At 55.8% G+C, this 16,000-nt stretch carries 13 protein-coding genes and 1 tRNA gene; all 14 read right to left on the bottom strand.

Annotation, left to right across the window (positions count from 1 at the left end; all coding sequences use genetic code 11):
- Positions 1 to 562: GTP-binding protein (locus tag QRN46_RS28670; RefSeq protein ID WP_285358801.1), on the bottom strand; the 562-nt coding region annotated here is incomplete at its 3' end.
- A gap of 31 nt (positions 563 to 593) precedes the next feature.
- Positions 594 to 2,699 (bottom strand): elongation factor G, encoded by a 2,106-nt coding sequence (gene fusA, locus QRN46_RS28665; RefSeq protein ID WP_011336173.1) that lies wholly within the window; start codon positions 2,697 to 2,699, stop codon positions 594 to 596.
- A gap of 30 nt (positions 2,700 to 2,729) precedes the next feature.
- Positions 2,730 to 3,203, bottom strand: coding sequence for a 30S ribosomal protein S7 (gene rpsG / locus QRN46_RS28660; RefSeq protein WP_007957592.1), 474 nt, complete (start codon positions 3,201 to 3,203; stop codon positions 2,730 to 2,732).
- 108 nt (positions 3,204 to 3,311) lie between these two features.
- On the bottom strand, positions 3,312 to 3,683 hold the full coding sequence (gene rpsL, locus QRN46_RS28655; RefSeq protein WP_003186084.1) for a 30S ribosomal protein S12: 372 nt from the start codon (positions 3,681 to 3,683) through the stop codon (positions 3,312 to 3,314).
- Positions 3,684 to 3,898: 215 nt separating this feature from the next.
- Complete coding sequence (gene rpoC / locus QRN46_RS28650; protein WP_007957594.1) at positions 3,899 to 8,098, bottom strand: DNA-directed RNA polymerase subunit beta'; 4,200 nt, start codon at positions 8,096 to 8,098, stop codon at positions 3,899 to 3,901.
- 63 nt (positions 8,099 to 8,161) lie between these two features.
- Entirely contained in the window at positions 8,162 to 12,235 is a 4,074-nt protein-coding gene (gene rpoB / locus QRN46_RS28645; protein WP_007957595.1) for a DNA-directed RNA polymerase subunit beta, read from the bottom strand.
- Between the two features lie 220 nt (positions 12,236 to 12,455).
- On the bottom strand, positions 12,456 to 12,821 hold the full coding sequence (rplL, locus tag QRN46_RS28640; protein ID WP_007957596.1) for a 50S ribosomal protein L7/L12: 366 nt from the start codon (positions 12,819 to 12,821) through the stop codon (positions 12,456 to 12,458).
- Between the two features lie 79 nt (positions 12,822 to 12,900).
- Entirely contained in the window at positions 12,901 to 13,401 is a 501-nt protein-coding gene (gene rplJ / locus QRN46_RS28635; protein ID WP_011336174.1) for a 50S ribosomal protein L10, read from the bottom strand.
- A gap of 198 nt (positions 13,402 to 13,599) precedes the next feature.
- Positions 13,600 to 14,295 carry a 50S ribosomal protein L1 gene (rplA, locus tag QRN46_RS28630; protein WP_011336175.1) on the bottom strand — a complete coding sequence of 232 codons (696 nt, stop codon included), beginning with the start codon at positions 14,293 to 14,295 and terminating at the stop codon, positions 13,600 to 13,602.
- On the bottom strand, positions 14,295 to 14,726 hold the full coding sequence (rplK, locus tag QRN46_RS28625; protein ID WP_003228756.1) for a 50S ribosomal protein L11: 432 nt from the start codon (positions 14,724 to 14,726) through the stop codon (positions 14,295 to 14,297). The genes rplA and rplK overlap by 1 nt, the downstream gene beginning before the upstream one ends.
- A gap of 117 nt (positions 14,727 to 14,843) precedes the next feature.
- A complete protein-coding gene (gene nusG / locus QRN46_RS28620; RefSeq protein ID WP_007957598.1) occupies positions 14,844 to 15,377 on the bottom strand; it encodes a transcription termination/antitermination protein NusG in 534 nt (177 codons plus the stop codon).
- 9 nt (positions 15,378 to 15,386) lie between these two features.
- A complete protein-coding gene (secE, locus tag QRN46_RS28615) occupies positions 15,387 to 15,755 on the bottom strand; it encodes a preprotein translocase subunit SecE (RefSeq protein WP_007957600.1) in 369 nt (122 codons plus the stop codon).
- 45 nt (positions 15,756 to 15,800) lie between these two features.
- Positions 15,801 to 15,876, bottom strand: a tRNA-Trp gene (locus tag QRN46_RS28610).
- 53 nt (positions 15,877 to 15,929) lie between these two features.
- Positions 15,930 to 16,000: EF-Tu C-terminal domain-related protein (locus QRN46_RS28605; RefSeq protein WP_198525954.1), on the bottom strand; the 71-nt coding region annotated here is incomplete at its 5' end.

Raw genomic sequence — 16,000 nt, 5'->3', positions numbered from 1 at the left:
CCATTTCGTTGTCGTCTTTGCCTTCCAGCGCCATACGAGCCGAACCGATGATGATAGGAGTGTCGTCGCCTGGGAAGTCGTAGGTGGACAGCAGGTCGCGAACTTCCATCTCAACCAGTTCCAGCAGCTCAGCGTCGTCTACCAGGTCAGCCTTGTTCAGGAAAACCACGATGTACGGAACGCCTACCTGACGGGACAGCAGGATGTGCTCACGGGTTTGTGGCATCGGACCATCAGCGGCCGAGCAAACCAGGATCGCGCCGTCCATCTGCGCAGCACCAGTGATCATGTTCTTCACGTAGTCAGCGTGACCTGGGCAGTCAACGTGAGCGTAGTGACGAATGTTCGAGTTGTACTCAACGTGCGCGGTGTTGATGGTGATACCGCGAGCTTTTTCTTCTGGAGCGCTGTCGATCTTGTCGAACTCAACTACGGCCGAACCGAAAACTTCGGAGCAGACGCGAGTCAGAGCAGCGGTCAGAGTGGTTTTACCGTGGTCAACGTGGCCGATGGTGCCAACGTTTACGTGCGGTAGGGAACGATCAAATTTTTCTTTAGCCACGACAATTAACTCCTAGCCTAAAGGGGCTGAATCAGCCTTGTTTTTTGGTAACGGATTCGACGATGTGCGACGGAGCCGTATCGTATTTTTTGAATTCCATAGAGTAGCTTGCGCGACCCTGGGACATGGAACGAACGTCGGTTGCATAACCGAACATCTCGCCCAGTGGAACTTCGGCACGGATAACCTTGCCGGACACTGTGTCTTCCATACCCTGGATCATGCCGCGACGACGGTTAAGGTCGCCCATCACATCACCCATATAGTCTTCAGGCGTAACAACCTCTACCGCCATGATCGGCTCGAGCAACTCACCACCGCCCTTCTGGGCCAGTTGCTTGGTCGCCATGGAAGCAGCCACTTTAAACGCCATCTCGTTGGAGTCGACGTCGTGGTAAGAACCATCGAACACGGTAGCCTTCAGGCCGATCAGCGGATAGCCGGCAACAACGCCGTTCTTCATCTGCTCTTCGATACCCTTCTGGATAGCCGGGATGTATTCCTTAGGAACCACACCACCCACTACTTCGTTCAGGAATTGCAGACCTTCCTGACCTTCGTCAGCAGGAGCAAAGCGAATCCAGCAGTGACCGAACTGGCCACGACCGCCGGACTGACGAACGAACTTGCCTTCGATTTCGCAGTTCTTCGTGATGCGCTCACGGTACGAAACCTGTGGCTTGCCGATGTTGGCTTCGACGTTGAACTCACGGCGCATCCGGTCAACCAGGATGTCCAGGTGCAGCTCGCCCATGCCGGAGATGATCGTCTGACCAGTCTCTTCATCAGTCTTAACGCGGAAAGACGGGTCTTCCTGAGCAAGCTTGCCCAGAGCGATACCCATTTTTTCCTGGTCATCCTTGGTCTTAGGCTCTACGGCAACCGAAATAACCGGCTCCGGGAAGTCCATGCGAACCAGGATGATTGGCTTGTCAGCGTTGCAGAGGGTTTCACCAGTGGTGACGTCCTTCATGCCGATCAGGGCCGCGATGTCGCCAGCGCGCACTTCCTTGATCTCTTCACGGGCGTTTGCGTGCATTTGCACCATACGACCAACGCGCTCTTTCTTGCCCTTAACCGAGTTGATCACGCCGTCGCCGGAGTTCAACACGCCCGAGTAAACACGAACGAAGGTCAAGGTACCCACGAATGGGTCGGTAGCGATCTTGAACGCCAGGGCCGCGAACGGCTCGTCGTCGCTTGCATGACGCTCCATCTCTTCTTCCTCGTTATCAGGGTTGGAACCCTTGATAGCAGGAATGTCGGTCGGAGCAGGCAGGAAGTCGATAACGGCGTCGAGAACCAGGGGAACGCCCTTGTTCTTGAACGAAGAACCGCAAACAGCCAGAACGATTTCGCCGGCGATAGTACGTTGACGCAGAGCAGCCTTGATCTCGGCGATCGACAGCTCTTCACCTTCCAGGTACTTGTTCATCAGCTCTTCGCTGGCTTCGGCGGCGGCTTCAACCATGTTGTTGCGCCATTCTTCAGCCAGTTCAAGCATGTCCGCAGGGATTTCCTTGCGAACCGGAACCATACCCTTGTCAGAGTCGTTCCAGTAGACAGCTTGCATGTTGATCAGGTCGATCTGGCCCTGGAAGTTATCTTCCGAACCGATAGCCAGCTGGATCGGCACCGGAGTGTGACCCAGACGCTGTTTGATCTGACCGATCACGCGCAGGAAGTTGGCACCAGCACGGTCCATCTTGTTTACGTAAACAAGACGTGGAACGCCGTATTTGTTGGCCTGACGCCATACGGTTTCCGACTGAGGCTCAACACCCGAAGTACCGCAGAACACAACGACCGCGCCGTCGAGTACGCGCAGGGAACGCTCTACTTCAATGGTGAAGTCTACGTGGCCCGGGGTATCGATTACGTTGAAGCGATGTTCGTGTGGGTACTGCTTCTCGGAACCTTTCCAGAAGGCGGTAATGGCAGCAGAAGTAATGGTAATACCACGCTCCTGCTCCTGAACCATCCAGTCTGTGGTCGCGGCGCCGTCATGCACCTCGCCCATTTTGTGACTTTTGCCAGTGTAAAAAAGGACGCGCTCGGTGGTGGTGGTTTTACCAGCATCCACGTGAGCGACGATACCGATGTTACGGTAGCGACTAATCGGAGTAGTACGAGCCATAAAGCCCTCGCAAAATTAGTGAAGCTAAAATTAGAAGCGGTAGTGCGAGAAAGCTTTGTTAGCTTCGGCCATACGGTGCACGTCTTCACGCTTCTTAACAGCAGCACCTTTACCTTCAGCAGCATCCAGCAGTTCGCCAGCCAAGCGCAGAGCCATGGACTTCTCGCCGCGCTTGCGGGCGAAGTCTACCAACCAGCGCATTGCCAGAGCGTTACGACGGGACGGACGAACCTCGACCGGAACCTGGTAAGTAGCACCACCAACGCGGCGCGACTTCACTTCGACCAGCGGAGCGATGGCGTCGAGTGCTTTTTCGAAGAGTTCCAGGGGATCGGTGCCGGTCTTGCGAGCCGCAACGGTTTCCAGGGCACCATAAACGATACGCTCGGCAACGGCTTTCTTGCCGCTTTCCATAACGTGGTTCATGAATTTGGCGAGGATTTGGCTTCCGTATTTCGGATCGTCCAGAATCTCACGCTTTGCTGCTACGCGACGTCTTGGCATTGATAAGCCCTCAAACGGTCTTCAGGTTAGCTCGGGACAGATCCAGTGGATGCGCGCCCGACCTTACTCTTATCGACTCAATAAAATGAAAATCTGCAAAACGGCCGATTACTTCGGACGCTTGGTACCGTACTTCGAACGACCCTGGTTACGGCCTTTAACGCCGGAAGTATCCAAGGAGCCGCGAACGGTGTGGTAACGAACACCTGGCAAGTCTTTTACACGACCGCCGCGGATCAGTACCACGCTGTGCTCTTGCAGGTTGTGGCCTTCACCACCGATGTACGAGGAAACCTCGAAACCGTTGGTCAGACGCACACGGCATACTTTACGCAGTGCCGAGTTAGGTTTTTTCGGCGTAGTGGTGTACACACGGGTGCACACGCCACGACGTTGCGGGCAGTTCTGCAGCGCAGGCACGTCGGATTTCTCGACGATACGCTTACGCGGCTGACGTACCAGCTGGTTGATAGTTGCCATCTACTAGCTCCACTGTTGTCTTGCGACGCTATTGTCTTGCAAGAAAAGCAAAATGGCAGGAACGAATTCCCGCCAAATTTAGGGGATCAAGAGTCTAAAGAGGATCTTGTCCCCAGTCAAGGCAAGGCCCCGACCTCCCCGCTCGTCGAACCTCGACAAATTGTCTCGACTCGATGAACGGCTTGATCAGGGCCTCAGCTCATTTTTCGCAGAACTCAGTTACCGCTCGAGTTCAGCGCTTCGGTCAGTGCAGCTTCCACTTCACTGGCGCTTACGCGCAACGGCTTGTCTGCATCACGACGACGCTTGCGCTCGCTGTGATAAGCCAGACCGGTACCGGCCGGGATCAGACGACCCACGACCACGTTTTCTTTCAGGCCGCGCAGGTAATCGCGCTTGCCGGTTACCGCCGCCTCGGTCAGCACGCGGGTGGTTTCCTGGAAGGAAGCCGCCGAGATGAACGATTCGGTCGACAACGACGCCTTGGTGATACCCAGCAGAACGCGGGTGAACTTGGAGACAAACTTGTCTTCCGCGTTCAGACGCTCGTTCTCTACCAGAACGTGAGTCAGTTCCATCTGGTCGCCCTTGATGAAGCTGGAATCGCCAGACTCGGAGATCTCAACCTTACGCAGCATCTGACGCAGGATGGTCTCGATGTGCTTGTCGTTGATCTTCACGCCTTGCAGACGGTAAACGTCCTGGATCTCGTTGACGATGTACTTGGCCAGCGCACTCACACCCAGCAGACGCAGGATGTCGTGCGGATCGCTCGGACCGTCGGAGATAACTTCGCCGCGGTTTACCTGCTCGCCTTCGAACACGTTCAGGTGACGCCACTTCGGAATCAGCTCTTCATACGGATCACTACCGTCGTTCGGGGTAATGACCAGACGGCGCTTGCCCTTGGTCTCTTTACCGAACGCGATGGTGCCGCTGACTTCAGCCAGAATCGACGCTTCTTTCGGACGACGGGCTTCGAACAGGTCTGCAACACGCGGCAGACCACCGGTGATGTCACGGGTTTTCGAAGTTTCTTGCGGGATACGAGCGATAACATCACCGATCGCAATCTTCGCACCGTCCGCAACACCGACCAGGGCGTTGGCTGGCAGGAAGTACTGAGCGATAACGTCAGTGCCTGGCAGCAACAGATCCTTGCCGTTGTCATCAACCATCTTCACCGCAGGACGAATGTCCTTGCCGGCAGCCGGACGGTCTTTGGCATCGAGTACTTCAATGTTGGTCATACCGGTCAATTCGTCAGTCTGACGCTTGATCGTGATGCCTTCTTCCATACCCACGTAGGTCACGGTACCTTTCATTTCGGTAACGATCGGGTGAGTGTGCGGATCCCACTTGGCCACGATTGCGCCAGCGTCGACCTTGTCACCTTCTTTAACCGAAATCACGGCACCGTACGGCAGCTTGTAACGCTCGCGCTCACGACCGAAGTCGTCAGCGATTGCCAGCTCACCGGAACGGGACACAGCAACCAGGTTGCCATCCACACGCTCAACGTGTTTCAGGTTGTGCAGACGGACGGTACCGCCATTCTTCACCTGAACGCTGTCGGCTGCGGAAGTACGGCTTGCCGCACCACCGATGTGGAACGTACGCATCGTCAGCTGGGTACCCGGCTCACCGATGGACTGGGCAGCGATAACGCCGACTGCTTCACCGATGTTCACCTGGTGACCACGAGCGAGATCACGGCCGTAGCACTTGGCGCAAATGCCATAGCGGGTTTCGCAGCTGATCGGCGAACGCACGATCACTTCGTCGATGCTGTTCAGCTCGATGAACTCGACCCACTTCTCGTCTACCAGAGTGCCAGCAGGAACGATGACGTCCTCGGTACCCGGCTTGAATACGTCACGGGCAATGACACGACCCAATACGCGCTCACCCAACGGCTCTACAACGTCACCGCCTTCAATGTGCGGAGTCATCAGCAGACCGTGTTCGGTGCCGCAATCGATCTCGGTCACGACCAGATCCTGCGCCACGTCTACCAGACGACGAGTCAGGTAACCGGAGTTCGCAGTTTTCAACGCGGTATCCGCCAGACCTTTACGAGCACCGTGAGTCGAGATGAAGTACTGGAGTACGCTCAGACCTTCACGGAAGTTCGCAGTAATCGGCGTTTCAATGATGGAACCGTCCGGCTTGGCCATCAGACCACGCATACCGGCCAGCTGACGAATCTGTGCTGCGGAACCCCGCGCACCCGAGTCTGCCATCATGTACATCGAGTTGAACGATTCTTGCTCGACTTCGTCGCCGTGACGGTCGATGACTTTCTCTTTCGAGAGGTTGGCCATCATCGCCTTGGAGACTTCGTCGTTCGCTTTCGACCAAAGGTCGATCACTTTGTTGTACTTCTCGCCCTGGGTTACCAGGCCGGAGGCGTACTGGCTCTCGATTTCTTTCACTTCGTCGGTGGCAGCACCGATGATGCGGGCTTTTTCATCCGGGATAACGAAATCGTTAACACCGATGGAAACGCCGGAAATGGTCGAATAGGCAAAACCGGTGTACATCAACTGGTCAGCGAAGATCACGGTCTCTTTCAGACCAACCACGCGGTAGCACTGGTTGATCAGCTTGGAGATCGCCTTTTTCTTCATCGGCAGGTTGACGACGTCGAACGACAGACCTTTTGGCACAACCTGAAACAGCAGCGCACGGCCGACAGTGGTGTCGACGATACGAGTGTTGTTCACGCTGTTGCCGTCACGATCGTTCACGGTTTCGTTGATACGAACCTTGATCTTGGCGTGCAGTGCGGCTTCGCCGGCACGGAACACACGGTCAACTTCCTGCAGATCCGCGAACACACGACCTTCGCCCTTGGCGTTGATCGCTTCACGAGTCATGTAGTACAGACCCAATACAACGTCCTGCGACGGAACGATGATTGGCTCACCGTTGGCTGGCGACAGAATGTTGTTGGTCGACATCATCAACGCACGCGCTTCGAGCTGGGCTTCCAGAGTCAGCGGCACGTGCACGGCCATTTGGTCGCCGTCGAAGTCAGCGTTGTACGCGGCGCAGACCAGAGGGTGCAGCTGGATAGCCTTACCTTCGATCAGTACCGGTTCAAACGCCTGGATACCCAGACGGTGAAGGGTCGGTGCACGGTTGAGAAGAACCGGGTGTTCGCGAATCACTTCAGCGAGAACATCCCAAACCTCTGGCAGTTCGCGCTCGACCATTTTCTTGGCCGCTTTGATGGTGGTCGCCAGACCACGCATTTCCAGCTTGCCGAAAATGAACGGTTTGAACAGCTCGAGAGCCATCTTCTTCGGCAGACCGCACTGATGCAGACGCAGGGTCGGACCTACGGTAATTACCGAACGACCCGAGTAGTCAACACGCTTACCGAGCAAGTTCTGACGGAAACGACCTTGCTTACCCTTGATCATGTCAGCCAGGGATTTCAGAGGACGCTTGTTCGAACCGGTGATAGCGCGGCCACGACGACCGTTGTCGAGCAGTGCATCGACAGCTTCCTGCAACATACGCTTTTCGTTGCGCACGATGATGTCAGGAGCGGACAGATCCAGCAGGCGCTTCAAACGGTTGTTACGGTTGATCACTCGACGATACAGATCGTTGAGGTCGGAAGTCGCGAAACGACCGCCATCCAGCGGGACCAGTGGACGCAGATCTGGCGGCAGAACCGGCAGAACGGTCAGCACCATCCACTCTGGCAGGTTGCCGGAACCCTGGAAGGCTTCCATCAACTTCAGACGCTTGGACAGCTTCTTGATCTTGGTTTCGGAGTTGGTTTGCGGAATTTCTTCACGCAGACGGCCAATCTCGTGTTCCAGGTCGATAGCGTGCAGCAGTTCACGGACAGCCTCAGCACCCATACGGGCGTCGAAATCGTCACCGAATTCTTCCAGCGCTTCGAAGTACTGCTCGTCGTTCAGCAGCTGACCTTTTTCAAGAGTGGTCATGCCTGGGTCGATAACGACATAGCTCTCGAAATAGAGAACGCGTTCGATATCACGCAGGGTCATGTCCATCAGCAGGCCGATACGGGACGGCAGCGATTTCAGGAACCAGATGTGGGCAACCGGCGAAGCCAGTTCGATGTGCGCCATGCGCTCACGACGAACCTTGGCCAGTGCAACTTCAACGCCGCACTTCTCGCAGATCACACCACGGTGCTTCAAGCGCTTGTACTTACCGCACAGGCACTCGTAATCCTTTACCGGGCCAAAGATCTTGGCGCAGAACAGACCGTCACGCTCAGGTTTGAACGTACGGTAGTTGATGGTTTCCGGCTTTTTAACTTCACCGAACGACCACGAGCGGATCATCTCAGGCGAGGCCAATCCGATACGGATGGCGTCGAACTCTTCGACTTGACCCTGGTTTTTCAGCAAATTCAGTAGGTCTTTCAAGGCCTTTCCTCCTGGCGGAGCAGAGAGCGGGCAATCCTGCCCCGCTCTCGATCGCGTCACGTGTTATTCGGTTTCCAGATCGATATCGATGCCGAGGGAACGAATTTCCTTGATCAACACGTTGAAGGACTCGGGCATGCCCGGCTCCATACGGTGATCGCCGTCCACGATGTTTTTGTACATCTTGGTCCGGCCGTTCACATCGTCCGACTTCACTGTGAGCATTTCTTGCAGAGTGTAAGCAGCACCGTATGCTTCCAGTGCCCAGACCTCCATCTCCCCGAAACGCTGACCACCGAACTGCGCCTTACCACCCAGCGGCTGCTGGGTAACCAGGCTGTACGAACCGGTAGAACGCGCGTGCATCTTGTCGTCTACCAAGTGGTTCAGCTTCAGCATGTACATGTAGCCAACGGTAACTGGACGCTCGAACTTGTTGCCGGTACGGCCGTCGGTCAGCTGCATCTGGCCGCTTTCTGGCAGGTCTGCCAGTTTCAGCATGGCCTTGATTTCGCTTTCCTTGGCACCGTCGAACACTGGAGTGGCCATTGGAACACCGCCACGCAGGTTCTTCGCCAGATCCAGGATTTCCTGATCGGAGAAGCTGTCCAGATCTTCGTTACGACCGCCGATCTGGTTGTAGATCTCGTCCAGGAAGGTACGCAGTTCAGCGACTTTGCGCTGCTCTTCGACCATCCGGTTGATCTTCTCGCCCAGACCTTTGGCCGCGAGGCCCAGGTGGGTTTCAAGGATCTGACCAACGTTCATACGCGAAGGTACGCCCAGCGGGTTGAGGACCACGTCGACCGGGGTGCCATTGGCATCGTGCGGCATGTCTTCAACCGGCATGATCACGGAGACCACACCTTTGTTACCGTGACGACCGGCCATCTTGTCGCCCGGCTGGATGCGACGACGGATTGCCAGGTAAACCTTGACGATCTTCAGCACGCCTGGAGCCAGGTCATCGCCCTGCTGCAGTTTGCGCTTCTTGTCTTCGAACTTGTCGTCCAGCAGACGGCGACGATCAACGATGTAGGCCTGAGCCTTCTCGAGCTGCTCGTTCAGAGCATCTTCAGCCATGCGCAGTTTGAACCACTGACCATGCTCAAGACCGTCGAGTACTTCGTCGGTGATGTCCTGACCTTTCTTCAGGCCGGCGCCGCCTTCAGCCTTGTGGCCTACCAGAGCGGAACGCAGACGCTCGAAGGTCGCGCCTTCAACGATGCGGAACTCTTCGTTCAGATCCTTGCGGATCTCGTCCAGCTGGGACTTCTCGATCGACAGTGCACGAGCATCACGCTCAACGCCGTCACGCGTGAAGACCTGTACGTCGATGACAGTGCCTTTGGTGCCCGTTGGCACGCGCAGGGAAGTGTCTTTAACGTCGCTGGCTTTTTCACCGAAGATTGCGCGCAGCAGTTTTTCTTCCGGAGTCAGTTGGGTCTCGCCTTTCGGAGTGACCTTGCCTACCAGGATGTCGCCTGCGCCAACTTCAGCACCTACGTAAACGATACCGGCTTCGTCCAGCTTGTTCAGCGCAGCTTCACCCACGTTCGGGATGTCCGCAGTGATTTCCTCTGGGCCAAGCTTGGTGTCACGGGCCACACAGGTCAGTTCCTGAATGTGGATCGTGGTGAAGCGGTCTTCCTGCACCACACGCTCGGAAAGGCAGATGGAGTCTTCGAAGTTGAAGCCGTTCCATGCCATGAACGCGATGCGCATGTTCTGACCCAGAGCCAGCTCACCCATGTCGGTGGACGGGCCGTCGGCCATGATGTCGCTACGCTGAACGCGATCACCTTTGCTCACCAGCGGACGCTGGTTGATGCAGGTGTTCTGGTTCGAGCGGGTGTATTTGGTCAGGTTGTAGATGTCGACACCAGCTTCGCCGGTTTCAACTTCGTCATCAGCAACACGAACCACGATACGGCTGGCATCAACGGAGTCGATCACGCCGCCACGACGAGCCACGACGCAAACGCCGGAGTCGCGAGCCACGTTACGCTCCATGCCGGTACCGACCAGCGGCTTGTCAGCACGCAGGGTTGGTACAGCCTGACGCTGCATGTTCGAACCCATCAACGCACGGTTGGCGTCGTCATGCTCGAGGAACGGAATCAGCGACGCTGCAACAGAAACTACCTGCTTCGGCGAAACGTCCATCAAGGTGACGTCTTCCGGCGCCTTGACGGTGAATTCGTTCAGGTGACGCACGGCCACCAGTTCATCGATCAGGACTTTCTGCTCGTTCATGGTCGCCGAAGCCTGCGCGATCACGTGATCAGCTTCTTCAATGGCGGACAGGAACACGATGTCGTCGGTGACCACACCCTCTTTCACCACGCGGTACGGGCTCTCGAGGAAGCCGTACTGGTTGGTGCGAGCGTAAGCAGCCAGGGAGTTGATCAGCCCGATGTTCGGACCTTCCGGCGTTTCAATCGGGCAGACACGACCATAGTGAGTCGGGTGTACGTCACGGACTTCGAAGCCCGCGCGCTCACGAGTCAGACCGCCAGGGCCGAGTGCAGAGACACGACGCTTGTGGGTGATCTCGGACAGCGGGTTGTTCTGGTCCATGAACTGCGACAGCTGGCTGGAACCGAAGAACTCTTTCACCGCCGCAGCCACTGGCTTGGCGTTGATCAGATCTTGCGGCATCAGGCCTTCGCTTTCAGCCATCGACAGACGCTCTTTGACCGCACGCTCAACACGTACCAGGCCAACGCGGAACTGGTTCTCGGCCATTTCGCCTACGCAGCGAACACGACGGTTACCCAGGTGGTCGATGTCGTCGACGATGCCTTTACCGTTACGGATGTCGACCAGAGTCTTCAGTACCGCGACGATGTCTTCCTTGCACAGCACGCCCGAACCTTCGATCTCGGTACGACCGATACGACGGTTGAACTTCATCCGGCCGACCGCAGACAGGTCATAGCGCTCAGGACTGAAGAACAGGTTGTTGAACAGGGTCTCGGCAGCGTCTTTGGTTGGCGGTTCACCCGGACGCATCATGCGATAGATCTCGACCAGCGCTTCCAATTGGTTACTGGTGGAGTCGATCTTCAGCGTGTCGGAGACGAACGGACCGCAGTCGATGTCGTTGGTGTACAGAGTTTCGATGCGTACGACGCCGGCCTTGGCGATTTTCGCCAGGATCTCGGTCGAAAGCTCGGTGTTGCACTCTGCCAGGATCTCACCGGTAGCCGGGTGCACGATGGCCTTGGCGGTGGTACGACCCAGAACGTAGTCCAGAGGCACGTCCAGCTCTTTGATCCCGGCTTTTTCCAGCTGGTTGATGTGGCGGGCAGTAATACGACGGCCCTGCTCAACGATCACCTTGCCTTTGTCGTCCTGGATATCGAGAACCGCAACTTCACCACGCAGACGCTGAGGTACCAGCTCCAGGCTCAGGCCTTCGCCTTTCACGTGGAATACGTTGGTAGTGTAGAACGCGTCCAGCACTTCCTCGGTGGTATAACCGAGCGCGCGCAGCAGTACCGAGGCCGGCAGCTTGCGACGACGGTCGATACGCACGAATACGCAGTCTTTCGGGTCGAACTCGAAGTCCAGCCACGAACCGCGGTAAGGAATGATGCGCGCGGAGTACAGCAGCTTGCCGGAGCTGTGCGTCTTGCCACGGTCGTGGTCGAAGAACACGCCCGGGGAACGGTGCAGCTGGGAAACGATAACACGCTCGGTACCGTTGATTACGAAGGTACCGTTCTCAGTCATCAATGGGATTTCACCCATGTAGACTTCTTGCTCTTTGATGTCCTTGATCGCTTTGTTCGACGATTCTTTGTCGAAAATGATCAGGCGCACTTTTACCCGCAAAGGTACGGCGAAAGTTACACCGCGCAATACGCATTCTTTGACATCAAATGCCGGTTCGCCCAGGCGATAACCGACGTACTCCAGCGCAGCATTGCCGGAGTAGCTGATGATCGGGAAAACGGATTTGAAGGCCGCATGCAGGCCCACGTCGCGGAACTGATCTTTAGTCGCTCCCGCTTGCAAGAATTCACGATACGAATCCAGCTGGATGGCCAGGAGGTAAGGCACATCCATGACGTCCGGCAACTTGCTAAAGTCCTTGCGGATACGTTTTTTCTCAGTATATGAGTAAGCCATCAGCGTTCCCCAGCTTGGTCACCTGCTTGTTTGGCCCCTCCCGACGGGAGCAGCCAGAAAATCGTGCAAACCCCATGGTTTGCGCCACCGCATCGGGTGGTTACAGCTCGTTATCGACACCGACCCAGTCGGCTGCCAATAACGGAAAAAGGCCGGTGGCAAGAGCCACCAGCCATCAGCCTGTCGCTTGACGCTCGGGCTGGAGGAGCAAAGTCGATGCTTACTTCAGCTCGACTTTAGCGCCTGCTTCTTCCAGCTTCTTCTTAGCGTCTTCAGCAGCTTCTTTCGAAACGCCTTCAGCTACAACCTGAGGAGCGCCGTCGACTTTCTCTTTGGCTTCTTTCAGGCCCAGACCGGTCAGTTCACGAACTGCCTTGATCACGTTTACTTTCTTCTCGCCGGCTTCAACCAGAACAACGTTGAACTCGGTTTGCTCTTCAACAACAGCGGCAGCAGCAGCTGGACCAGCAGCAGCAACAGCAGCGGTCACGCCGAAGGTTTCTTCCATTGCTTTGATCAGCTCAACAACTTCCAGAACGGTTTTCTGGCCGATTGCTTCGATGATTTGTTCGTTAGTCAGAGACATGACTCAATTCCTGATTTGGTGGACAGCCTGTACGGCCGTCGAAATAAACAAAAATACGCGAGAGTGGAAACGCTCAGCCTCAGGCTGCAGCTGCTTCTTTCTGATCGCGAATTGCCGCCAGAGTACGAGCCAGCTTGCTGGTAGCGCCTTGAATCACGCTCATCAGTTTCGCAATAGCTTCGTCGCGAGTTGGCAGGCTTGCCAGCACGTCGATCTCATTCGCTGCGAGGAACTTGCCCTCGAACGAAGCTGCCTTGATCTCGAACTTATCCTGACCCTTGGCAAATTCCTTGAACAGACGAGCAGCAGCGCCCGGGTGTTCGTTGGAGAATGCGATCAGGGTCGGGCCAGTGAACGCGTCGTTCAGCACTTCATACGAAGTGCCAGCAACAGCGCGCTTGAGCAGGGTGTTACGTACAACACGTACGTAAACGCCAGCTTCACGAGCCTCTTTACGGAGTCCGGTCATTGCGCCTACTGTTACGCCACGTGCATCAACCACGACAGCGGACAGAGCGACTTTGGCAGCCTCGTTGACTTCAGCGACGATGGCCTTCTTGTCTTCGAGATTAATTGCCACGGGTTTAACTCCTGCTTGTTACCGTTTCATCCGATCGAAACCGAATGTCGTTTTGGTGTCTGATTCGGTAAGGAACCGGGAGCACCATCTGCGTAGGCTTGAGGTTTAAGACTTGCGCCGCCTACGGTCTTGGATAGCCCCCGCCAGGCAGGGACCCCAATCTTTCAATTGGCGCAGTCAACTGCGCCAATTTTTGTCTTACGCGTCCAGCGAGCTCTGGTCGATGACCAGACCTGGGCCCATAGTGGTGCTCAGGGTAACGCGCTTGACATAGATACCTTTCGAAGAAGCTGGCTTGATACGCTTCAGATCAGCGATCAGGGCTTCAACGTTTTCCTTCAGCTTGACGGCATCGAAGCCGATCTTGCCAACGGAAGTGTGGATGATGCCGTTTTTGTCGGTGCGATAACGAACCTGACCAGCCTTGGCATTTTTGACCGCGGTAGCGACGTCTGGGGTAACAGTGCCGACTTTCGGGTTAGGCATCAGACCACGTGGACCGAGGATCTGACCCAGTTGACCTACAACGCGCATGGCATCCGGGGATGCGATAACTACGTCATAGTTCAGGTCGCCGCCTTTCATTTCGGCAGCCAGCTCATCCATACCTACACGGTCAGCGCCGGCAGCCAGAGCGGCCTCAGCAGCTGGACCCTGGGTGAACACAGCAACGCGAACAGTCTTGCCAGTGCCGTGTGGCAGCACAGTAGCGCTACGAACGACCTGGTCAGATTTACGCGGGTCTACGCCCAGGTTTACAGCTACGTCGAACGACTCGACGAATTTGGCAGCTGGCAGCGAAGCCAGCAGAGTTGCGGCCTCTTCGAAGTTGTAGGACTTGCCCGCTTCGATTTTTTCAGCGATAGCCTTTTGGCGCTTGGTCAGCTTAGCCATTACACACCCTCCACGTTAAGGCCCATGCTACGAGCAGAACCGGCGATAGTGCGCACGGCTGCATCCATATCAGCTGCAGTCAGATCCGCGTTTTTGGTTTTCGCGATTTCTTCCAGCTGAGCACGGGTAACAGTGCCAACCTTAACGGTGTTCGGACGAGCGGAACCGCTGGTCAGACCGGCCGCCTTCTTCAGCAGAACCGAAGCAGGGGTGGATTTGGTTTCGAAAGTGAAGCTACGGTCGCTGTAGACAGTGATGATCACCGGAGTCGGCAGACCAGCTTCCAGACCCTGGGTACGGGCGTTGAAAGCTTTGCAGAATTCCATGATGTTCACGCCGTGCTGACCCAGAGCAGGACCAACAGGTGGGCTTGGGTTAGCCTGAGCGGCCTTCACTTGCAGCTTGATGTAAGCGGTAATCTTCTTGGCCATGAGGCACTCCAATTACGGGTTCGAACGCCTCGAAAGGCTCCCCGGTTACTTGCGCGTTTATCCCAGTGACGACAAAACCCCACAGCCTAGGGCTGCGGGGTTGGGATGCTTGCTCAGTTAGACCTTTTCGACCTGACTGAACTCCAACTCTACCGGAGTAGAGCGTCCGAAAATGAGCACTGCCACTTGGATCCGGCTCTTTTCGTAATTAACTTCTTCAACAACACCGTTAAAGTCAGCAAACGGACCGTCGTTGACTCGAACGGTTTCGCCTGGTTCAAACAACGTCTTCGGCTTCGGCTTGTCGCTACCGTCAGCAACGCGACGCAGAATCGCCTCAGCTTCTTTATCAGTGATTGGCGCTGGCTTATCAGCAGTACCGCCGATAAAACCCATCACCCGAGGAGTATCCTTGACCAAGTGCCAAGTACCCTCGTTCATATCCATCTGAACCAGCACATAACCTGGGAAGAATTTGCGCTCGCTTTTGCGTTTCTGGCCATTACGCATTTCAACCACTTCTTCAGTGGGAACCAGAATTTCGCCGAAGCCATCTTCCATGCCAGCCAGCTTTACGCGCTCGATCAACGAACGCATGACATGCTTCTCGTAACCCGAGTAAGCATGCACAACGTACCAACGCTTAGCCACGGGACACCCTTAGCCGACAATCAAGGAAACAAGCCAGCCGAGCAGGGAATCAAGCCCCCACAACAGCAACGCCATAACCAGAACAACAGCCACAACGATAAGCGTGGTCTGTGTCGTTTCTTGGCGAGTTGGCCATACGACTTTACGAATCTCGGTGCGAGCTTCCTTAACCAGTACAAAGAAAGACTTGCCCTTGGCAGTCTGCAGACCTACAAAGGCAGCTACAGCAGCAATGACAAGCAATGCGAGTACGCGGTACAGGATCGGCGAAGCAGCGTAATACTGATTGCCGACAACGCCAACAATTACCAAAGCGACTACGACGAGCCACTTGAGCAAATCGAAGCGAGAGCCTTGAGCTTCAGCTTTAGGAGTCATCTATGAAGATCCTGTGAAAAGAAAGCCAGACACACCGAGTGAATCTGGCAGGTCAGGAGGGAATCGAACCCCCAACCTACGGTTTTGGAGACCGTCGCTCTGCCAATTGAGCTACTGACCTAAAACAAAATCAGGCCGACCATTATGCCGGCCTGAAAAAGACATTACAACTGTTTACTCGATGATCTTGGCTACGACGCCAGCACCAACGGTACGGCCGCCTTCACGGATTGCGAAACGCAGAC

It is taken from the genome of Pseudomonas sp. lyk4-R2A-10 (assembly GCF_030209075.1).
GTDB classification, from domain to species: domain Bacteria; phylum Pseudomonadota; class Gammaproteobacteria; order Pseudomonadales; family Pseudomonadaceae; genus Aquipseudomonas; species Aquipseudomonas glycinae.
This window is presented reverse-complemented; position numbering and strand designations above follow the sequence as displayed.